This is a genomic window from Dyadobacter psychrotolerans, from assembly GCF_004349265.1.
Classification (GTDB): domain Bacteria; phylum Bacteroidota; class Bacteroidia; order Cytophagales; family Spirosomataceae; genus Dyadobacter; species Dyadobacter psychrotolerans.
Window position 1 is genome coordinate 15,520 of sequence record NZ_SMFL01000026.1, and the last position, 22,736, is coordinate 38,255.

Sequence of the window (22,736 nt, forward strand, 5' to 3'; positions counted from 1 at the left end):
AACCTATGAAAATTTCAGTAATTGGCACCGGCTATGTCGGACTTGTAACCGGAACTTGTTTTGCCGAAACCGGTAACCAAGTAACCTGTGTCGACATAGACACCAACAAAGTTGCCCGCCTTCAAAAGGGAGAGATACCCATTTATGAACCCGGGTTAGATGTGCTCTTTGATCGGAACATAGCCGAAGACCGGTTAAAATTTACAACCGATCTAGTAGAAGGTATTAAAGATGCAGAGGTCATTTTCCTGGCCCTCCCTACTCCTCCAGGTGAAGATGGGTCGGCCGACTTAAAATATATTTTGGGTGTAGCCAATGATCTGGGTCCAATCTTGAAGAATTACGCTGTCATTATTGATAAAAGCACCGTACCGGTCGGGACGGCCGAAAAAGTACGCGCCGCCATCGCTGCTAATGCAACCATCGACTTTGACGTAGTATCCAATCCCGAATTCCTTCGGGAAGGTGTAGCGGTTGAGGACTTTATGAAACCTGATCGTGTAGTGGTTGGCACCACTTCCGAAAAGGCAAAAAAGGTAATGGAAAAACTATATGCGCCATTGGTGCGTCAGGGTAATCCGGTCATTTTTATGGATGAGCGTTCAGCAGAAATGACCAAGTATGCAGCTAATTCTTTCCTTGCGCTAAAAATCACTTTCATGAATGAAATCGCCAACCTCTGTGAGAAGGTGGGTGCGAACGTGGATGATATCCGCCGAGGTATCGGTACAGATAGCCGCATCGGAAAACGCTTCCTGTTTGCGGGTATTGGTTATGGCGGAAGCTGTTTCCCAAAAGATGTGCAAGCTCTGGCCAAAACTTCTTCAGATTATGGCTATGACTTCCGTACATTAAGATCCGTGATGGCTGTAAATGATGATCAGAAGAAAAAACTGCTTCCCGTTGTAACTGAATATTTTGATGGAAACCTGAAAGGGAAAACTATCGCCGTTTGGGGATTGGCATTTAAACCTTACACAGACGACATACGCGAAGCACCAGCCCTGGAAAATATTCAGGCACTGTTGGATGCAGGCGCAAACATTACAGTATACGATCCGGAAGCGATGGACAATGTGAAAAAGCTGATCCCTAACATCACCTATTGCCACACAGCCTACGCTGCTCTGGACGATGCAGATGCACTCATGATCTTTACCGAATGGCCACAATTCAGAACACCGGATTTTGAGAAAATGAGCAAACTGTTAAAGGATAAAGTAATCTTTGACGGAAGAAATTTATACGAACTGGAAACCATGCGCGAGAATGGGTTTACATATTACAGTATCGGAAGAGAAGTAGTAAGCCCGGGTGTCACTGCTTAAAGGGTTCACGCAGAGGACGGAGAGATAAAACGCATACGGCGCTAAGCTTTAATGTTTGGCTACGTGTTCTGTCACACGGGGTTTTAACTTTTCGATCTTAACAACAACAAATACTCAACGTTATTAACTATAAAATGATGCCGACGGCCGATTGCCAAAAGCTGACAGCAAAAAAATGAGCATTATCCACGTCATACTATCCGGAGGAGTCGGCAGCCGTTTGTGGCCTGTCTCCCGCAAATCAATGCCCAAGCAGTACATTCCGATGTTTGGAGAAAAATCGCTATTTCAGCTGACTGCCGAAAGGAGTAAATCACTTGTCGACAGGATTCTGGTAGTAGGAAACAAAGACAATTACCTCCTATCTCAGGCAGACATGATGCGTGCCGGGGTTAATGAGTTCACTGAGATCATTGAAGCGGCACCACGTAACACCGCAGCAGCGATTGCTTTTGCAGCCTTTGCCGCCCAGCCCGGTGATATCTTGCTGGTAACACCCTCAGACCATATCATTACAAACGAAGCCGCCTATGCTGCTGCTCTTTCAGAAGCGGTTGCTTTGGCAGAGCAGGGAAATCTGGTCACCTTTGGCATTACCCCTACCAAACCGGAAACGGGTTATGGTTATATTGAATACAACGGTAACGAAGTTTTGTCTTTCAGGGAAAAACCAAATGAACAGACTGCTCAAAACTTTATAAATTCCGGTAGCTTTTTGTGGAACAGTGGTATGTTTTGCTTTAAAGCAGGTATCTATCTGGAAGAGTTGAACAAATTTGAACCGGCTATACTGGAAACTTCGCTAAACTGTTACGAAGGACGATTGGAAGGGCTTTTGCCGGAAAACGAAACCATGTTGATTCCATCCAAAAGTATTGACTATGCCGTGATGGAACGTTCCGAAAAGATCAAGGTTGTACAGGCTAACTTTGGCTGGTCTGATCTGGGATCTTTTGAATCCATCTGGGAGCATTGGGAAGGACAGGGAGAAATTCACCGTTTCAAGGACAATAACTGTGTTGTTGGCTCCGAAAAACATGTTGAGTTTTTAGGAGTAAGCAACATTGTACTGGTCGAAACCAGTGATGCTATTCTTGTCCTGGCTAAAACAAGCTCTCAGGATGTTAAGAAGATATACGAGAGACTAGAGAGAGAAAAACCAGAATTGGTTAACTAAATCTCCGTGTTACGCCGTCTTGACTCCAAAAACTCCGCGGTTAATAAATCTGATAAACTGAAAATTAAGACATGCAGCCAACCTCAAAAATTTATATAGCAGGTCATCGTGGCATGGTGGGATCTGCCATCGAAAGAGCTTTGCTTACCAGTGGGTTCGACAACATTGTCACCCGCACCTCTTCTGAGCTGGATTTACGCAACCAACAGGCCGTGGCTGATTTTTTTGAAGCCCAAAAACCGGAATATGTTTTTCTCGCTGCTGCCAAAGTGGGTGGAATTGTTGCCAACAATACATACCGGGCAGACTTTATTTACGAAAACCTGATGATTGAAGCAAACATCATTCATCAAGCGCATGTACATAAGGTAGCAAAACTGATGTTTTTGGGCTCTTCATGTATCTACCCTAAAATGGCTCCGCAGCCATTAAAAGAAGATTATTTGCTAACCGGCTTGCTGGAGGAAACTAATGAGCCGTATGCCATAGCTAAAATTGCAGGGATCAAACTTTGTGAAGCTTATCACGATCAGTATGGTTCTAACTTCATTAGTGTCATGCCCACGAACCTTTATGGCTACGGAGACAACTATAATCTGCACAACTCCCATGTTCTGCCCGCCCTGATTCGTAAGTTTCATGAGGCTAAAGAAGAAAACAAACCTACTGTTGAAGCTTGGGGAACGGGTTCTCCAAAACGAGAATTTCTCTTTGCAGACGACCTTGCAGCTGCCTGTATATTCCTGATGAAAAATTACAATGGCCGTGAGCTGGTAAATATCGGAACCGGACAAGACCTGTCGATTAAAGAACTGACAGAACTGGTTGCGAAAACAACCGGATTTGAAGGTGAGATAAAATGGGATACGTCCAAACCGGATGGCACACCCCGCAAGTTAATGGATGTATCCAAACTCCATGAGCAGGGTTGGAAACATAAGATTGAACTTCCTGAAGGGGTCGCTTTGGCCTACCAGGATTTTTTAAAGAATCAGGAAACCTACGCAGTTTAGAATTAATCATTGAAAGGCTGGCCCAATGCGATCAGCAGGCAGCCAATAGCTAAACATAAATTTATAAAACTTCTACAATCATGTCAAAAGTAGCATTAATTACAGGGGTGACCGGACAAGATGGCGCCTATCTTTCAGAACTTTTATTAAGCAAAGGATATACCGTGCACGGTCTTAAGCGCAGAAGTTCCTTGTTTAATACAGATCGTATTGATCATCTTTACGAAGATCCTCATGTAAACAATGCAAAATTCATCCTGCATTACGGCGATCTTACTGACTCAATGAACCTTACCCGGATCATCCAGGAAGTGCAGCCGGACGAAATCTATAACCTTGCGGCGATGAGCCATGTACAGGTAAGCTTTGAGCTTCCTGAATACACCGCTAATGCCGATGGTATCGGTACACTACGTATTCTTGAAGCGGTGCGTTTGTTGGGATTGACTAAAAAAACAAAAATATATCAGGCATCGACGTCTGAATTGTACGGTCTGGTTCAGCAGGTTCCCCAATCAGAAACTACACCGTTTTATCCACGCTCTCCTTATGCAGTGGCAAAAATGTATGCTTATTGGATCACGGTAAACTATCGAGAGGCTTATGATATGTTTGCCTGTAATGGTATTCTCTTCAATCACGAATCACCATTACGCGGCGAAACTTTTGTAACACGTAAGATCACACGTGCTGCTGCCAAAATTGTATTGGGACTTCAGGATTGTCTCTACATGGGTAATATTGATTCTCAGCGCGATTGGGGACATGCAAAGGATTATGTTGAAGCGATGTATTTAATCCTACAACAGGAAAAACCAGAAGACTTTGTAATTGCAACCGGGGTAACCACGCGTGTTCGTGAGTTTATCCGTAAAACATTTGCTTTCCTGGGCGTGGAACTGACGTTCACCGGCGAAGCAGAAAACGAAGTTGGAATCATTTCCGCTATTGATTCAGCACGTCTTACCGAACTGGGCATCACTGAAGGAGAACAGCTGAAAATCGGCACGACCGTCCTAAAAATAGATCCAAGATATTACCGCCCTACCGAAGTAGAACTTTTGATAGGAAACCCAGCAAAATGTGACGAGAAACTTGGTTGGAAGCCGAAGCACACACTGGATATGCTTATAGAAGACATGGCAAGTTCAGATTTGAAGTTGTTCCAAAAAGACCAGCTGTTATTGAAAGAAGGATTTGGAATTTTGAATTACTTCGAGTAGCTATTAAATTTTGAAATTATTAAACTCAACAAGATACCATCATTCCTAGTAAAATGAGTGCAGTTAATCGGGTAATAAAAAACACTGGAATACTTTATGTTCGAATGGGCGTGACGGTGTTCATATCCCTTTATAGTACGCGACTAATATTAGGAGCCCTTGGAGTTGAAGACTTTGGAATATTTAACGTGGTGGCCGGAGCGATATCGATGCTTACCTTTCTAAATAACGCTATGGCAACGGCTACCCAACGATTTATGTCCTATGCGGAAGGTGCTGGGGACTTGAGTAAGTCAAAAAATATTTACAATGTAAGTGTAGTATTACACTTACTTATTGCCATATTGGTATTCGTGCTTTTGGAGGGTGCTGGACATTTCCTATTCGATGGAATATTAAAAATATCACCTGAGAGATTGTTTGCCGCTCGATGGGTTTTTCAATGCATGATTGTTAGTACTCTTTTCACAATAATCTCCGTACCCGACGATGCAGTACTGAATGCTCATGAAAACATGCTAGCATTCGCCGTTATAAGTACCATAGATGCTCTATTCAAGTTAAGTATTGCCTTGTTTATAAGCTATGCAACTCCATATGACAAACTTATGACATATGGGTTTTTGAGTGCTTTATCCGCAATAATTTTACTGATTATCCGTCGCGTATACTGTCACAGGAAATATACTGAAACCAGGATTAATTTTAAGCAACACTTCGACAAAAAGCTGTTTCAGCAAATGTATAGTTTCGGAGGCTGGTCTTTTTTTGGAGCATCAAGCAGTATGATTAGTAATTACGGACAGAGTATTCTACTTAATTCCTTTTTTGGTACTAAAGTAAATGCCGCACAAGGAGTAGCTAATCAAGTGAGCGGTCAGCTAGGAGCATTTGCGAGTACTATGCAAAAGGCGCTAAACCCAATGATCGCCAAAAGCGAAGGAGCCGGAAATCGCCAATTAATGTTGAAAGCGACTATGACTGGAAGTAGAATATCTTTTTTTCTACTATTATTCTTTTTTATACCAACCTTGATAGAAATGCCATATATTTTCGATCTTTGGCTTAAAAATGTACCTGAGTTTGCGGTAATATTTTGTAGACTTCTATTGGTAAGAAATTTGGTTGACCAGTTATTCTACAATTTAAATTCTGCAATTTCTGCGGAAGGAAATATAAAAAAGTTTCAAATATTCGAAGCTATTTTATGGCTGATACCTGTTATAGTATCATATTTCTTGTTTGTACAAGGATATGGACCTACGACCATTTATTTTTTATTTATAGTATATTCAGTTACGGCAGGACTTAATAAACTTTACTTTTCTAAACTAAATTTGGGTCTTAGTTTTAGAACATTTGCGAATGATGTTATAATTAGGTGCATTTGTAGTTTTGTCACAGTAGCTGTTATTTCCGTAATACCAGTTTACTTTTTGCCCGCTAGTCTATTTCGTTTAGTTGTAGTTATCGTTTTGAGCAGTATATCGTTTTTTTTAACTCTTTTAATATTCGGTCTTAAAAAGGACGAAAAATCACTAATTTTTAATTACTTAAAGAAATTTAGTAGTTAGTGTATTATCATTCTATTTCGAATATTCACTATTACAGATATAGAATGCTGGAAACCTAATTTTACTTGATAATCTGTGTGCAAAATAGCCAATTAGTAGCATTGCATAAAGCTAATAATTAGCTTTACGCAAAAATATTTATTGGTTTTCAAACGCAAGGTAAAAAAAGCTTTGGACAGCATTCGAATTTCTTGCAGAAGGTAAACTAAATCTAGACTAACCATTTTACAACTAATTAAATCTAAAAAAATTAAGCTTTCTAACTTTTTTGTTCATACAATGTGGGAATCTTCAATACATAGAAATATCTGGATTGTTTGGTTTGAAAGTTACAATTATATTCGGTGCTATGTATAGATTAATATAGTGACACGTATTACCATGTTGAACGTAAATTTGAGTTACGAAGGTGAGTAACCTGCATCTTATTATGAAATCCAAGATGCAGATTGTCCTACTTAAACTGCCTGTAAAGTATAAATACACAAAAATTTCGCTAACACGTTATACAATGATTAACTCAAAAGACTCATATAAACATTTTCTAAGCGAAGACAAAAAGGCATTAAATATCGTAGAAACAAATAAGATTTCAATCTCTTTAAATCCCTACAACATTGACTTGGAGATATGGAGATTTCAAATCCAGTTGAGGAAATGCGAATATTTATATAATTTAAATAAAAAAAATATTTTATGGAAATTAAAAAAGTTTTTCGCAGCCAGACTATTTAAAAAACTATCGTGCAAACTGGGATTTACAATTGACCCTAACTGTTTTGGTGAAGGCCTAAGAATAGCACATCGAGGTACAATCGTAGTCAATGGAAGGGCACGTATCGGAACTAACTGCACTATCAATGCATGTGTAAACATCGGTGCAACACCAGGATTTGATGATGCAGTTCCTACAATCGGTAACAATGTTTATATTGGTCCGGGTGCAAAAATCTATGGTAAAATTTATATTGCTGATGGGTGTATCATCGGGGCCAATGCTGTTGTAAATAAGGATTGCTTGGAAACAAATATGTTATTAATTGGTATACCGGCAATAGCGAGAAAACCAAAGTCAAATTGAACATTCGATGAAAGTTAACATTTCCGACATACCTCTATTTAAGGTCTTTATCAAGAATTTATCGCGTGCGTGTAAAGCGCTACTGGGACCTCCTCGTCTAGAAAAACTAAAAAGGGAACAGGATCCAAATGTTATTTCCCAGAATATTATAAATTTGCTAAATTCTAATAAGCCAATTATGATCGCGCGGTATGGTGCGACTGAGTTGTCGGCGATTATCAATAGTCTGGGGGTAAGCCGCGGTCTCTCCAATATATGGGATTACATAAGAGGTTTAGAACATGACTGGTGGTGGGATAAATCGATAATGAAACACATGGAGCAATGGTCGGGTTTTTTCCCTACCACCTCTCACAACATGGAGAGGTTTTGTAACATGATGATTGATGATACAAAGGAGTTGGACATGTTGGCATCTTGGTTAGACAACGAAATATACATTAAGAAGGAGCTTAAAAATGTGACTTTATTTCAAGGTATTTTCTTAGATCCATTTTGGAGTAATGTGCCATGGACTAAAGCGCTGACAGGCAAAAAAATTTTAGTAATCCATCCTTTTGAATCTGATATTCAAAAGCAATACAAGAAAAGAGAACATCTTTTCACAAATAAGGATATTCTTCCCGCATTTAAATTAATCACCATAAAAGCTGTTCAAAGTATCGGTGGAACTTCAACTTTTGCTTCTTGGTTTGATGCCTTAGCCTACATGAAATCAGAAATCGACAATGTAGATTTCGATATTTGTTTGATTGGAGCGGGAGCCTATGGTTTTCCGCTAGCTTCCTATATAAAACGTAAAGGCAAAAAAGCCGTTCACATGGGAGGATCGCTTCAGCTGTTATTCGGTATCAAAGGAAAACGGTGGGAAGCACCTTTGTATGGGATCGATGAATTAGGACAGGAAGGAAAATATGCCGCACTTATGAACGATTACTGGATTTATCCTAGCCCAGAAAATAGGCCTGAGACTGCGGACAACGTGGAAGGTGCCTGTTACTGGTAAATTAATAATTTTATTATGAAAATAGTTATAATTGGGCCTACTCACAAATCATTTATTGGCAAACTACTCAACGTGCGTGATCTAACAAGCTTACCGGACGGTTACTATGGAGCGCCTTTTTTAGGTGTAGTAATAAAGGAGTTGTTAAATAGAGGACATAATGTAATATCAATAACGACCACAACCGCGATTGACCATAATTATGAAGTCAGAGAATTCCATAACGGAAATTTTAAATGGATTGTAGTACCCGCTCGCGAGCATACTTTGCGTTTCAATAAAAGTAAGCTTGGCAGAATTATAGATTTGTATGCTTTTGAACAAAGGAGGTTAAAAAGTGCGATTCTAAACGAAAAACCAGATTTTGTTCATGCGCATTGGTCTTATGAGTTCGCGGGGGCGCTTGCAGGAATTAATATTCCCAAACTAATAACAATACACGACAATCCCTATCAAGTTTTTAAATATATGAGAAATATTTATCGATTTGGGAGGCTAATATTATCGGAAATAAATTTAAAAAAATTGAAGTTTGCGTCAACAGTTTCACCTTACATGCTTGATTACGCACAAAAAAGATTTAAGAACCTCAAAGTAATTCCTAATCCAGTAGTGATGTTGTTCAACATTGACAAAATAAATGAATACGTTGACGAAAAAATTAACTCACTTTTAAATCCCAATATTGTCATGATTATGAATGGCTGGGATAAGCGTAAAAACGGTGACATAGGATTAGAAGCTTTCGGATTAATTAAAAACAAAATTCCCGGCGCAATTCTACACTTATTTGGTAATGGAAGTGAAATGTACGGTTTAGCTAACAAAAGCGCCAAACCTATGCGGCTTGAAGGTATTTTCTACCACGGACCAGTACCTCATGAAACTCTTCTAAATGAGCTCAAGAAAATGCACTTGATGATTCATCCATCTCTTGAGGAGTCCTTTGGCGTAGTATTAATTGAGGCAATGGCTTTAGGCCTACCAGTTATCGGGGGGATAAGATCAGGTGCTGTTCCTTGGGTAATAAATAATCCGGAGTTATTAGTCGATGTGTCCAAAGCGCAAAATATTGCTGATAAGGCTATTGAGATATTAACTTGCAAGATAAAGTACAAAGAAATTTCAAGTCAGGGCTTTTATAACGTCTCTGAGAGATTCTCAGCCTCGGCCGTGGTTGACAGCTATGAGGGATACTATGATACAATTATTCAGGATTCGAAGTAGATCATCTCTCGGTAAACTCTAAGGTTAATTAATTAGCAGCGTAAACAATATGATCTTATATAAAGCGATCTTAATTGTTTGGTATACCATGACAGGGATACTAAACACTATTATTACAAACACTTTGTTTTGGGTTAATTTGGTAGACTTTGAAAACCTGGTCACAAGTGGGATACCTATTGTGATGATAGCTCGCGGTGGAAAGATGCGTGTGGGTCGAGATTTGAAAATGAATAACGACGTACGAAGCAATCCAATTGGCCGTCCACAAAAATGTACATTTTTTGTAGATAAAGGTGCTACCTTATTGATAGGCAATCACGTTGGTATTTCTCAGGCAGCTATTGTTTGTCACCAAAGTATTACAATTGGAGATAATGTAAAAATTGGTGGTGGGGTATGTATTTACGATACAGATTTTCATTCGTTGGACCCTATGGTGAGGCAAAATCCATCTATTGATATGCAATTAAAAGCTAAGGCTTCTATTTTTATTGAGGATAATGTCTTTATTGGTGCCCACAGCACTATCTTAAAAGGTGTCCATATTGGTAAAAATGCAGTGATAGGCGCATGTTCTGTTGTGACAAAAAATATTCCCGACAACCAGATTTGGGCTGGTAATCCAGCGAAATTCATAAAAAATGTTCATTCTACATGAAAAATTACTTGCTATACCTCGGTGTAATTTTATGCTTATTGATTACAACAACAACAGCGCCAGTAATTGGTATACAGCAGGTTGGCTTGACTTCTTCTGCTGTAATATTATTGATTTTCTTTTATGAATTTTTACTTGTTAGGAAAACATTACAATTTGGAATGTTTAGAGAAGAGATTACAATCATTCTGATAAGTTTGATATATGTGGTGTTTCAAGCTGTTGAAGGTAACCTTGACACATTTAGACTAACTTTCTTTGCGTTGATGATACCTATGATTTTGAGTATGTTACTTAAAATCCAGAAACAGGATGTAAAGCAGAAAATTAAAACGATCACACTGGTTTTCTTTTTTCTCGAATGTTTGTTGGCGATCTACGAAAGAATATTCAGCATAAATATCTTTCCATACACAGAGGAAGTAGAAAATATATATGTTGAAATACAAAAATGGGATTTTAGAAGCTCCGCCTTTCTTGGTCATCCACTTATGAATGCATTATGTGTATCGATCATTGTATCATTTATATTAGTACACAAGTTTCATACATTATTTAAACTTTTTTGCTTAACTCTCGGCGTCGTTGCTATATTATGTTTCAATGCTCGAGGTGCTAGCCTAATATGGGGTGCATTGGGGATTTATTATTTATATTTGTTGTATAAAAGTAAAGGAAAAAAAACATTGCACAAGTTAGTGTTAGTTGTGTGCTGCATCATTCCGTTATTATATGGAACCTATTACTTAATGTTCCTCACATCCTTAGGTGGTAGATTGGTGAATCAAGAAAAACTAATGGACGGAAGCGCCGAGACCAGACTGAATGTGCTTGAAGCCTTTAATTATATAATGGACTACGATTTTTGGTTTGGGAATCCCGCGAATTATTTAGTTATCACAAAATTACTAGGAGCCGGTGGTGTTGAAAATTCATACATTGTTTGGATAATACAATATGGAATTTTTTTTGGAATTCCATTAATCATTACATTGTCATATTTGGTCAAAAAATACCTCCAATTTTATTCACGGCAACAAAAGATCTTTGTTTTAGCTGCCTTTGTTCTAGTAGGGTCCTTAAATAACTCGCTATCGGGAACAGCGCCATGGATTATATTTATTATTTGCGCAAATTGCTTTCAAGTCACTAAGAAAAAAATGTCAGGCAAAAATGTACATGAATTAATTCTTCATAAGTAAAAATTTTGCTATTAGATATATTTTTTGAAAAGAATATTTTACTAGCGGTTATCAATGATATGAACCAATTATTACTGTTTAATAATAAATTTAATTGAGATCATCAAAATAATTAAAGTCTTGTAGAGTTTTTAAAGTACCTTAATGTTAATCTATTTGTGAACCCTGTTATTGTAATATACCCATTTTAGAAGCGTTATTGTGATTTCCTTTCATGATATATTTGTATTAGACTAGGATGATCAGCTACCTGTAGGACATTCGCCAGTACGATTGAAGTAATATTAAGAACCAAATTGAGATAACCTCTAATAAAAGTGAAAGAAATAGCTTTACTCCTCACGTGCCATAATCGTGTACAGGATACAGTCAGATGTTTAGATTGCCTTTACAGTTGCATTTTACCTGAGGGAGCTTCCCTAGAGGTTTTCTTAGTTGACGACGGCAGTTCAGACGGAACCGAAGATAAGATAAGATTGCTTTTCCCATTTGTCAATGTTATTAAAGGTTCTGGTAATCTTTTCTGGAACAGAGGCATGCATTTAGCCTGGAAAACTGCAATTGCAAAGAAACAATACAATTTTTACTTATGGCTAAATGATGATACATTCCTATTTCCGAATGCTATTCAGGTCTTGATTGAATCTTATAATTCTTGCCGCGAAGAAAGCATAGTTTGTGGAAGTACTTGTTCAAAGCTTGGCAATGATATAACGTATGGCGGATTTTCCAAAATAGGAAATATGCTTTTGAAACCTAATGGAGAGTTACAGAGTTGTGACTTTTTCAACGGAAACTGTGTACTGATACCTAATGTTGTTGTAAAAAAAATCGGTATTCTGGACAATAATTTCCATCACGCCTTGGGCGATATGGATTACGGGAGGAGAGCTGCAAAAGAAAACATAGGGCTATTTATATCACCTTTGTATGTTGGAACCTGTGAAAAGCATGAGGATTACCCTAAATGGTGCTCCCCAAAAGTACCAGTCTCACAAAGATTCAAACATCTTTATAAATCTTCCTGCGATTCTAATCCACTGCAGCTTTTTATTTTTGAAAACAGACATCATGGTTTTTTTATGGCGGCCTTCCATTTATTTACAATAAACTTACGAGCACTAATACCACAGATATATAACCAGAGGAAAAAAATCTAAAATGAAAAAGAAAAAGTTACTTATCTTTCATCAGTCTCTGGCTCCATACCGAGTTGATTTCTGGAATAAACTAAATGAACTATTTGATCTAAAACTCTACTTTATTTACCAAAATCATCTTGACCAGAAATTCGACCAGGAAAGACTCCGTAATCTTTTGGATTTTACACCTGAATACCTCAATAGCGGGTTAAATGTTGGAGTTAGAGCTTTTCGATGGGGATTTATTCGCGCAATTCGTCAATTTAATCCGGATATAGTTTTCACATACGAGTACAGCCAGACAACAATCTCGCTTTTCTTGATTAAAAAGTTATATTTTAAAGATTTTAAACTTTTTACAATTTGTGATGACAGTCTACACATTGCTGAAACATGCAGCGGTGCCAGAAAATCAATGCGTAATTATTTAATTAGTAAATTGGATGGAATAATACTTCCAAACAAGAATGTTGCTGATTGGTACAAACTGCAATTTACTGTAATTGGAAAGGTGCTTGTCTTTCCAATTATAGCGAAGGGAGAAATTTTTCGAAATAACTTAACGAATGTTTTACCATTTACAAATAGATTGATCCAACAGCACTCGTTGACTGGTTGTAAATGTGTATTTTTTGTTGGTCGGTTGGCTCCCGAAAAAGGAGTTGATAGACTTATACAATCATTTAGCATGGTTTGTCAGGTACATAAGGATATTAAACTCATAGTTATTGGAGAAGGATCAGAAAAAATGTCATTGCAGCAATCAGCAAGTAAGCTAGGCATTGAAAAAGATGTTTATTTCGTTGGTAGGTACGAAGGAGATGATTTACTTGCCTGGTATAATATCGGACAAATATTTGTACTTGCAAGTCATTATGAGCCTTTTGGCGCAGTAGTTAACGAGGCTTTATTATCCGGTGCTTTTGTAATTTGTTCAACGAACGCAGGAGCTTCATCCCTTATAAGTCCTGGTGATAATGGTGAGTTATTTAGTCCGTATGATACTGTGGAGTTAGGTAAACTTTTGGACGACAAACTGGAAGATATAATGCCTGTCGAAGAAATGAAGGAAATACGCTCATCAAAAATGCTTTCGTTTTTTGATGAGTATATGGACAAGCTATTTATAAATCTTACCAATTAGACAACAGTTATGTTCGGAGTAATTATTGGAGTTATAAAGACTTTGAGAGACTTGTATTTTGTCAAGATAAGATGGCGCAAGTACAGTATAGGACAAGGCTTTCATGCGGGAGCAAGAGTTCGGCTGTGGGCAAGAAAAACTTTGGTCATAGGCAAAGACTTTTATATTGGAAGGGATTCGTTTATCGAAACTGATTGTGTGATAGGAGATTATGTTATTGTAGCAAATAAAGTGGGAGTAGTTGGCAAATATGATCATCATTTTCAGTATGTGGGTATCCCTATTAGGAAAGCACCGGCAATTCGAGACGGCAACTATAATTGGAAGGGCACTGATCTACTTACAAAGATAGGTGACGACGTTTGGATTGGTTATGGCGTAACAGTCATGGGTGGTGTTACAATTAATAATGGCGCAATCATCGCCGCAGGGGCGGTCGTCACAAAGGATGTTGAACCCTATTCAATTTATGGGGGAAATCCAGCAAAAAAGATACGTGAACGGTTTGACAATAAAGAAGATTTGGAAAATCATCTTAAACTGATGAAAAGATTTTACAACGAAGGTTAGTGCGATTAAATCGATACTTAGGTTGATTTAGAATATAATTGGAATAAAAATCTGTTTAATCATTTAAAATGACCAAATCGAACTCTAAACTAAAAATTCATTAAATTGAAAAATAGTGCTCAACTGCTCAATTGGACTTGCTCAGTTGAAATTACAAATTTGCCATTGTGATTTGTCTTCACTCTCATAGTTATATTGAAAGTTAACTCAACGTTTTTTTAAATTATGCGATATGTATTATTAATATGCATCATTCTACAAGTTAATTGCTTTGGGCAAGATTCATCTGGAATTAATACAGATACTCTTAATCCGGTTTTAACTATGTTACCTAATAAACAACTTCACGGGTTTATATCTGTGAATGGTATTGCTACCTCCCACAATTCCGTTCCATTTTGGATGAGAAGTCAACAATATGGAAGTATACCATTAAGTGGCGCATCCGCTTCTGTATCAGGCATGATTTTGAAAAATTACCATCCTGCGGGGCAAAAAAAGCTACTTGATTGGGGTGCAGCCGCTGAGGGACGATTGAACGCTGGTACCAAGATTGATGCTATTCTCGTTCAAAGCTATGTAAAGGTAAGATTAGGCATATTTCAGCTCAAGGCGGGGAGGTCTCGGGACTTAACAGGGTTAGTAGATTCAACGCTATCAAGCGGTGCTTTTGCTGTATCAGGCAATTCCCTAGGAATTCCAAAGATTGAAATTAGCATTCCAGAATATTGGAGTATTCCATTTACCAAAGAACTATTTTCAATAAAAGGAAATTTGTCACATGGCTGGTTGGGTAACTATAGTTTAAGAACTGCATCACAAATTCCGTATGCCGTGGATACTATTAAAGCATATTATCATCAAAAATCATTTTATGCAAGGTTGGGCAAACCAGCCTGGAAGACTAAAATTTATGGTGGATTTAATCATCAGGTGATGTGGGGTAATGAAAAAAAAATTTTCCCGCAAGGCTACGAACTATCTAATTTAGAAACATACAAGTATGTTTTTTTAGGCAAGGCATATGGTAACCAAATTGTTCTAACTTCTAAAATAGGAAATCAACTGGGGACGATTGACCAAGCAGTTGAATTCAATTATAATTTGAACGGCCATGACATTATTGTTACAGGATATCATCAGTTTTTCTATGATATTGGTGGTCTATATCATCTCACAAACATAAAAGATGGGTTATGGGGATTAAGTTTAAAGAACAACAAAACTGAACGATACAAAAAATTCTTCTTAAAAAAGATTCTGTTTGAATTCTTTAACTCGAAAAGTCAGGGAGGGGAAGCGGATTCTAAGGCAACCCCCTCTGGCGCAGAAGATTATTATAACAATTACTTATATTATAAAGGATGGTCCTACAAAGGGCAAAATATAGGAAATGCTTTGATTACCAGCAAAAATGAAATACGTGAAGATTTACCTCAAAATGCCACTGAATATTTCTCTAATAATCGGGTAGTTGCGATCCATTCTGGATCAATCTGGACCTACGGACAATGGGATATTAAAGCTTTAATGACATATTCATGGAATTATGGTACTTATTCAACGAGCCCGGTAGCAAAATCTGTTGGAGGCAAAATAGTTTATAATAAGCCACCCTATTTTTACCAAGTAAACCAGTTTTCTGGTCTTCTTGAAACTAGCAGGTTACTAAAAAATGGCTACAGCCTCGGCGTAATTATCGCAATTGATCGAGGGTATTTGATCGACAATTCATTAGGTGGCTCCATTAATATATCTAAAACTTGGTAATGTTACCTAAAATAAAGCAGAGATTATTTAGTATAGATATCACTATCGCCCCTTACGCATCGTTTATAGATAGGCTTATTGAAATGGCGGTTTCTGGTGTGTCTAGTTACACTTGCGTAGCAAATGTGCATATGCTTGTAGAAGCATATAAAGACTCTTCTTTCGCAGAGGTCGTCAACGGAGCGGATTTGATCACACCGGACGGAGTTCCGCTTACGGTAGCTCTTAAATTATTAAACGGAGTCCGTCAGGAAAGGGTAGCCGGTATGGATTTACTACCAGACTTACTATTGGAATCGGAAAAAAAATTAATACCTGTTTATTTTTATGGAGGCACCAAAGACATGTTAATAGCAACGGAACAGTATTGCCTCAAAAAGTATCCTCTGTTAAAGATTGCCGGAATGTACAGTCCGCCGTTTCGCCCTTTAACAGAGAATGAGACAAATACTGTATTAAATCAAATTAATGAAAGTAATGCGAAATTCGTTTTTGTAGCCTTGGGATGTCCAAAACAAGAAAATTGGATGGCGTCTATGCGAGGGCGGATAAATGCCTCTATGATAGGAATTGGCGGAGCGCTTCCAGTAATGATAGGCACTCAAAAACGTGCGCCAAAATGGATGCAAGATACAGGTTTAGAATGGCTTTATAGGTTAATGCAAGAGCCTAGGCGGCTCTTTAAGCGATATGCGGTTACTAACTCTGTATTTCTCTTTCTTCTATTTAAGGCATATTTTAAACCAAGAATTTAAATTAAAAAGTATATTGAATACCTCCCCTAGTATGAGACCTTCTGCAACTTATAATGTATTGTTTCTGCAAGGTAATGGCCCAATTTCCCTTAAAACTTTCCACGTCAACTAAAAACAATATGAAGACCATAGCATTATTTGCTTTTGCTTGTGATCCCTCACTTGGTTCCGAACCTGGAAATGGTTGGAGCTGGGTTAGCGGGCTTGCACAGAAAGGTTATCAGATACACTGCTTCACAAGATCCAGCGGAAAAGAAAATATTGACAAAAAACCTAAAATAGAAAATGTTACCTTCCATTATGTCACACTTCCTTTTGGTTTTGAAAAGCTTTTTGCGTCTTCTACGCCGGGAATGTATTTATATTATATTATATGGCAATACACCGCTTACAGGACATGTAAACATTTAAGCAAAAAGATAATTTTTGATGTTGCTCACCATGTAACCTGGGGAAGCACGCAAATGGGATCTTTTATATACAAACTTGGTATCCCCTTCATATTTGGGCCAGCAGGTGGCGGTCAAGTTGCTCCAGAAGCATTTAAAAAATATTTCCTGAATCATTGGGATGCTGAAGTTAAAAGAGAAAAAGTTTCAAAATGGTTATTAAAATATAATCCAGCATGTAAAAAAATGCTAAAAGAGGCTCAGGTTGTTCTTTCCTCCAATCCGGATACAATGAGAATGGTGCAAAAGGCAGGAGCTAAAAATGTAGTGTTATCATTTGATGCCACAGTACCAAACTGGTTTATTCCTGCATCGCATATTCGAAGAAACACAGAACGTGGCAAACTTAAATTATTATGGGTTGGTCGATTTATGCCTCGTAAAGGATTACTTCTAGTGATTGAAGTCATGAAAGCACTAAAGGATTTCCCGGGAATAACCTTGTCTGTTGTAGGAGACGGTGAAATGAAATCCGCATTTTTAGACAAAGTTGAAGATTACCAACTAAACGACACAGTATTTTGGATGGGTAAAGTTCCTTACGAAGATGTAATTGGTTACTATAAATCTCATGACGCTTTTATTTTCACTTCGTTAAGGGATTCCGGTCCTGCCCAACTGGTTGAAGCGATGGCTTACAGTCTGCCTATAATCACGATCAACCTCCATGGTCAGGCAATTCTTGTATCTGATCAGAGGGGTACTAAATGCGATTGCGAAACACCGGAAATAGCAATAGACTCTTTACGTAATGCTGTTTTAGAATTATCAGAGGATCCAGAACTGTTACAACAAAAGAGTATAGGAGCATTTACATTTGCAAAAGAACAAACCTGGGACAAGAAAATTGATTCAATAGTTAGCAATTACTATCCGATATAAATAGCATGGAACTTTTTTAGCAAGAATCTCTTACAGAATATGGAATACTTAAAAACCGTGCGCTGACTAATTGTTTTGATTTCGGAAACAGAAAATGCATGTTTTAGGATTGTAGACTAATTCTAATATTTAACGATATCTTTCTGGCAAAGCAAGCATTTGGATAAGCTCATAACGTTTAAGAAAAAAACATTGATGATTTTAATTTGTAACTCTTATATATTAAACATATGAGCAAGTTTCTTGCTATGGCTTTCATTCTTCTGTCGCAATTCGCTAATGCCCAGGCTTTTTCAAGTGGAGGCAGTGCGAGTGATGGCATCCTCAACGCGTTTGAAAATCCGGCACTGCTGCAATTGGGTAAAAGTAAGGCTTGGTCAGCAAATGTAATGTATTTTGAGGTATCAGCCGGGTCAAATACCGCTTCTTTGTCCACAGCGAATTTAGGAAGAATAAATGCAGATTTTTTTCGCCGGAAGATATTAGGGGAATCAAAAGTATCCTCAGGGTTAGGGCTTGTAGAGGTACTGGGTCCCTCGTTGTCTATCAATCTCACAGATAAATTGGCAATGGGGTTGTCGACAAGAAGTCGGCTTCACGCCAATTACTCGGAAGTCAATGGTCGTCTGATTTCCGAAATTGGTGAAGTTGTGAAACAGGTGAAGGAATATCCACATGTCATTCCTAAGTCTGAACCCATGCGTACTTCCATAGCCGTTTTTAATGAAATTGGCTTATCAGCTGCTTACCAGGTTTTTAAATCTAACATGCACGAAATTTCTTTCGGCACTACCTTAAATTTCATAAATGGCATCGGTCATACTTCAATTGATGTCTCTGATTTTCAGGGCATATTGAATACAACAAATATTTATAGTTATCTAACAAATTCCAAAGGTGAGGTTGCTACGAGATCGGGAGGAAAACTACTAGACCAAATTAGGCTAACAAATTTTTTCCGATTTGAAAAGGCCAGTCTGGGGGCAGATTTTGGTCTCAGTTACTCTTTTAGAAAAACTGCCATCCAGGCATATAAGTTTAGAATCGGTATATCAATAACTGACATTGGATCAATAAGATATAAAGCAGATAGTATTTACAGCAAGTCTTATGATATTAATATATCCAGTTCCGAGCGTCTGTATTTTAATAATAATTTCAAAAATTCTTCTTTCAGCGAAACCGCCAGAGTTTTCGACACTTATCCAGAACTTTTTACTCCAACAAAAAACAATAATGACCTTTATAAGGTGCCACTACCTACAACTTTACGAATACAAGCTGATTACATTTTTTCTCCCAACATTTCGATTAGCGGAAACATCCTTACCAGTCTGAGAAAAAAGGGTATTACCGGTAGCCTGTATAATCTTGCAACGGTGAATGTTATCCCTAGATGGGATAAAGCAGATATGACGTTTTTCCTGCCACTTACTATTCAGGAATATACCGGGTTAGCAGTGGGTGCAGGATTGCGTTACAAAGGATTGTACATTACCAGCAAAAATCTAATTTCGCTGCTTTTCGGCACAAAACAAGTTGATTTACGTTGTGGATTCCTTATTAGGTCTAAATAGTATCCTGTTCGTTTCCTTATCAATACTTCACGTCTATAATAGTCCGTATTGCTCACAGTGCTACCGAATTTAGAGATATTACCTATTTGTTCGATCAGCGGTAGGCTTACAACATTTTATGATGCGCATGTAGGACAGTGTCAAAGACACTGATAAGCCAACAACTTCAAAGTATTTCTTAAAAACATAGAAATTTTCTTCAAATTATACCACAAAACTATAATTTTGTAGTATTACTTTGTAGAGTAGAAATGTTAACTTTGTGTTCAGAAGTTACATCTCAACTTAGTGTAATACTCCACGTCAAAATCAATGCTTTAAATAACACTTAGCCTTACCCACAGATCGATGACACTAGCCCCAGTACTTTTATTTGTCTACAACAGATTAGACACATTGAAACAAACAGTCGCTACGTTGCAACTTAACGTCTTAGCGCCCGAAAGCGAATTATTTATTTTCTCAGATGCAGCTAAACATGAGAAAGACCGAATTGTAGTAGGGCAGATCAGAGATTATATTAAAACCATTGACGGGTTTCGACGTATTTCCGTTTGCGAAGCACAATCAAACAAAGGACTTGCAAAGTCAATCATAAATGGTGTGAATCAGGTACTCAAAGAGCATGACCAAGTAATTGTTCTTGAAGATGATTTATTAACAACTCCTAACTTTTTAACGTTCATGAATAAAAGTTTGGAAAGATATAAATATGATAATAAAGTATTTTCAATCTCCGGTTATTCTTTTGACTTGGGAGAAATAGACGGCGAGGAGAATTATTTACTAAACCGAGGTTGGTCTTGGGGATGGGCTACTTGGTCAAATAGATGGAATACAGTAGATTGGCTTGTGAGTGATTATCATAGTTTTGCTGCTGATGCACAAGCAAGAAGAAACTTTGCACGCGGAGGATCGGACTTAAATAAGATGTTGGATAATCAGTTAAATGGAAAACTTGATTCGTGGGCTATAAGATGGTTTTATCATCAATTTCGTACCGGAGGATTGACGTTATATCCCGTGAAGTCAAAAGTGTATAATATCGGATTTGGGGAGCGTGCTACGCATACTACAGGTTCGGACAGAAGATACAAGCCAAGAATAGATACAGACCTACGCACCGATTTCATATTTCCTGACTCAATATCCATCCATCAACAGTTTCAACAACGGTTTCAAAGTCGAATGGGCTGGATATCACGTGTTATTTCAAAATGCGAAACCTTGATCTTTTATTTTTCAAGGTGGTTTAATAATTATGAGACTGCCAATCCACAGAAATCTGTTGTATTGGATGAAGCGACCATTCGTAACTAGAATAAGAATTAGTAGCTAGAATAAGAAAGTGCCAGCATATTGTTATTCTAGTTAAGTTAGTTTCTGACGTGGTTTAGAGACTGTAAAATGAACTCTGTCTCAAAGTTTTAACTTTACTACAGAAAATGGAAAAGACGGAATTCGAACAGATGCGCGATAAGGCGCTCGAACAGTTGATGAAAGGACAATCATTAACTAGTAAAGACGGGGTTTTCGCTCCGCTACTTCAACCATTTTTAGCAAGTGCTCTCGAGTCGGAAATGAACACCCATCTCAGTGATCAGGAGCGGGAATCCGGCAATAAGCGAAATGGCAAAGGTAGCAAACGCTTAAAAACGATGTCTGGTAAAATTACATTAACTACACCAGAAGATAGAAAGGCTACTTTTTCGCCGCAAATTGTCAAGAAACACGAAACCGTCCTGGCTGAAAATCTGGCTCCTCAAATTATTGGATTATACAGCAAGGGAATGAGTTTTCAAGATATATCTGACCACATCCAACAAATGTATGATGTTGAAATATCTGTATGCGTCCGATAAAACCATATTTTAACAGATCCGCATAGTTCGCAATCTTGTTTCATGAAAAATGAGATAGAAAAAATGCGTGAACTGTTCGATCAGTGGCAGGCGCAAGGCATAAGCAAACAGGCTTTTTGCAATCGGAATGGTATGGGATACCATAAATTTAATTACTGGGTTAAAAAATTCCGCCGCGAGAATGCCTCCACTGCGGTACCGACCCGTGGGTTCAGTCAGATACCGGTTCAAAAACCAGATTTAATTGAGCAAAAGCAACAGGCGCTGGCAGCCAATACTTTTCCATCCGTATCGCGTATAGAGCTGTTCGGAATTCTTGACGCTTCATTTATCAAGAAGCTAAATCTTTAATATGCTGGCTTTATCTCACAGCTGCCGGTACTTTCTGTATCGGAGCCCAACGGACATGCGGTATGGTATTTACAGTTTGGCTGGACTGGTTCACAATGAACTGGGCTTTGATCTGTCAAGCGGTGATGTTTTCGTTTTTCTGGGTAAACGGCTTAATCAGATCCGGCTCTTACAATGGGATCGGGACGGCTTTGCGATGTATATCAAAAAGCTGGAAAAAGGCAATTTCGAATGGCCAAAGGGCGAAGATATATCCATCACCAGCCAGCATTTAACACTTTTTCTGCAAGGTGTAATGCTGGATTCGGTTCGCCTTCGAAAACGATACCAACGGGTGAATTAGGTCAATAAACCAGGCAGAAAAAGTCATAAAAAGTACCTCATATGGTTGTATAGCTATTTTTTATGCCTTATCTTCGGGTAATGGAAGATGCAGCGACGGATTATAAATTACTCTATGAGCGGACACTTGCCGCACATAAAAAGTCGCTGGAATTAATATCCGAAAAAGATCAGCAGATCCAGACCCTGAACTTTGAGCTTGATAAATATAAGCGGTATATATTCGGTAAAAAGAATGAGATCTAGCCACCGTACATACGGATGTAAACCAGATCAAACTATTTGAATTGGGAACAGGCTATCCGCAGCAAGAAGAACTCAAATCAGGCTGCTAACTTTGCCAAGGAATGGAGATTCCGGTGAAAGTGAGCCAGCGTTCCGGGAAAGTGAGCCAGTTCCT

At 38.1% G+C, this 22,736-nt stretch carries 21 protein-coding genes and 1 pseudogene; all 22 read left to right on the plus strand.

Going from position 1 to position 22,736, the window contains the following annotated elements; all coding sequences use genetic code 11:
- The first annotated feature begins 5 nt into the window (after nt 1-5).
- The 22 genes and pseudogenes from E0F88_RS32590 (at nt 6) to E0F88_RS32695 (ending at nt 22,582) form a co-directional block, all read left to right on the plus strand.
- On the plus strand, nt 6-1,328 hold the full coding sequence (locus E0F88_RS32590; RefSeq protein ID WP_131962837.1) for a UDP-glucose dehydrogenase family protein: 1,323 nt from the start codon (nt 6-8) through the stop codon (nt 1,326-1,328).
- Nucleotides 1,329-1,503: 175 nt separating this feature from the next.
- Nucleotides 1,504-2,505, plus strand: a complete 1,002-nt coding sequence (locus E0F88_RS32595) for a mannose-1-phosphate guanylyltransferase (protein WP_131962839.1) — start codon at nt 1,504-1,506, stop codon at nt 2,503-2,505.
- Between the two features lie 71 nt (nt 2,506-2,576).
- Nucleotides 2,577-3,518, plus strand: a complete 942-nt coding sequence (gene fcl / locus E0F88_RS32600; protein ID WP_131962841.1) for a GDP-L-fucose synthase — start codon at nt 2,577-2,579, stop codon at nt 3,516-3,518.
- Between the two features lie 80 nt (nt 3,519-3,598).
- Nucleotides 3,599-4,741: a GDP-mannose 4,6-dehydratase gene (gmd, locus tag E0F88_RS32605; protein ID WP_131962843.1), complete on the plus strand. Its 1,143-nt coding sequence runs from the start codon at nt 3,599-3,601 to the stop codon at nt 4,739-4,741.
- 53 nt (nt 4,742-4,794) lie between these two features.
- On the plus strand, nt 4,795-6,315 hold the full coding sequence (locus E0F88_RS32610) for an MATE family efflux transporter (protein ID WP_131962845.1): 1,521 nt from the start codon (nt 4,795-4,797) through the stop codon (nt 6,313-6,315).
- Nucleotides 6,316-6,826: 511 nt separating this feature from the next.
- Entirely contained in the window at nt 6,827-7,396 is a 570-nt protein-coding gene (locus tag E0F88_RS32615) for a serine O-acetyltransferase (protein ID WP_131962897.1), read from the plus strand.
- A 7-nt stretch (nt 7,397-7,403) separates the two neighbouring features.
- A complete protein-coding gene (locus E0F88_RS32620) occupies nt 7,404-8,402 on the plus strand; it encodes a hypothetical protein (protein ID WP_131962847.1) in 999 nt (332 codons plus the stop codon).
- Between the two features lie 15 nt (nt 8,403-8,417).
- Nucleotides 8,418-9,629 (plus strand): glycosyltransferase family 4 protein, encoded by a 1,212-nt coding sequence (locus E0F88_RS32625; protein ID WP_131962849.1) that lies wholly within the window; start codon nt 8,418-8,420, stop codon nt 9,627-9,629.
- Nucleotides 9,630-9,717: 88 nt separating this feature from the next.
- Entirely contained in the window at nt 9,718-10,290 is a 573-nt protein-coding gene (locus E0F88_RS32630) for an acyltransferase (protein ID WP_229213983.1), read from the plus strand.
- Nucleotides 10,287-11,492 (plus strand): hypothetical protein, encoded by a 1,206-nt coding sequence (locus E0F88_RS32635; protein ID WP_131962853.1) that lies wholly within the window; start codon nt 10,287-10,289, stop codon nt 11,490-11,492. The genes E0F88_RS32630 and E0F88_RS32635 overlap by 4 nt, the downstream gene beginning before the upstream one ends.
- Nucleotides 11,493-11,809: 317 nt before the next feature.
- Nucleotides 11,810-12,652 carry a glycosyltransferase family 2 protein gene (locus E0F88_RS32640; protein WP_165940232.1) on the plus strand — a complete coding sequence of 281 codons (843 nt, stop codon included), beginning with the start codon at nt 11,810-11,812 and terminating at the stop codon, nt 12,650-12,652.
- Nucleotide 12,653: 1 nt separating this feature from the next.
- A complete protein-coding gene (locus tag E0F88_RS32645) occupies nt 12,654-13,778 on the plus strand; it encodes a glycosyltransferase (RefSeq protein ID WP_131962857.1) in 1,125 nt (374 codons plus the stop codon).
- 9 nt (nt 13,779-13,787) lie between these two features.
- On the plus strand, nt 13,788-14,348 hold the full coding sequence (locus E0F88_RS32650) for an LbetaH domain-containing protein (protein ID WP_131962858.1): 561 nt from the start codon (nt 13,788-13,790) through the stop codon (nt 14,346-14,348).
- 324 nt (nt 14,349-14,672) lie between these two features.
- The gene (locus E0F88_RS32655) at nt 14,673-16,118 is read left to right on the plus strand and encodes a capsule assembly Wzi family protein (protein WP_165940233.1); all 1,446 of its coding nucleotides are present in this window, start codon (nt 14,673-14,675) and stop codon (nt 16,116-16,118) included.
- Entirely contained in the window at nt 16,118-16,873 is a 756-nt protein-coding gene (locus tag E0F88_RS32660) for a WecB/TagA/CpsF family glycosyltransferase (RefSeq protein ID WP_131962862.1), read from the plus strand. The genes E0F88_RS32655 and E0F88_RS32660 overlap by 1 nt, the downstream gene beginning before the upstream one ends.
- A 119-nt stretch (nt 16,874-16,992) precedes the next feature.
- Entirely contained in the window at nt 16,993-18,204 is a 1,212-nt protein-coding gene (locus tag E0F88_RS32665) for a glycosyltransferase family 4 protein (RefSeq protein WP_165940234.1), read from the plus strand.
- Nucleotides 18,205-18,434: 230 nt separating this feature from the next.
- Entirely contained in the window at nt 18,435-19,781 is a 1,347-nt protein-coding gene (locus E0F88_RS32670) for a DUF5723 family protein (protein ID WP_131962866.1), read from the plus strand.
- Nucleotides 19,782-20,129: 348 nt separating this feature from the next.
- The gene (locus E0F88_RS32675; RefSeq protein ID WP_131962868.1) at nt 20,130-21,101 is read left to right on the plus strand and encodes a glycosyltransferase; all 972 of its coding nucleotides are present in this window, start codon (nt 20,130-20,132) and stop codon (nt 21,099-21,101) included.
- Between the two features lie 125 nt (nt 21,102-21,226).
- A pseudogene (locus E0F88_RS32680) lies at nt 21,227-21,628 on the plus strand (transposase); the annotation flags it as partial.
- 57 nt (nt 21,629-21,685) lie between these two features.
- Nucleotides 21,686-21,994, plus strand: a complete 309-nt coding sequence (tnpA, locus tag E0F88_RS32685) for an IS66 family insertion sequence element accessory protein TnpA (protein WP_131962870.1) — start codon at nt 21,686-21,688, stop codon at nt 21,992-21,994.
- A gap of 1 nt (nt 21,995) precedes the next feature.
- Nucleotides 21,996-22,337, plus strand: a complete 342-nt coding sequence (gene tnpB / locus E0F88_RS32690) for an IS66 family insertion sequence element accessory protein TnpB (protein WP_131962872.1) — start codon at nt 21,996-21,998, stop codon at nt 22,335-22,337.
- 62 nt (nt 22,338-22,399) lie between these two features.
- A complete protein-coding gene (locus E0F88_RS32695; RefSeq protein ID WP_131962874.1) occupies nt 22,400-22,582 on the plus strand; it encodes a hypothetical protein in 183 nt (60 codons plus the stop codon).
- The last annotated feature ends 154 nt before the right edge of the window (nt 22,583-22,736 follow it).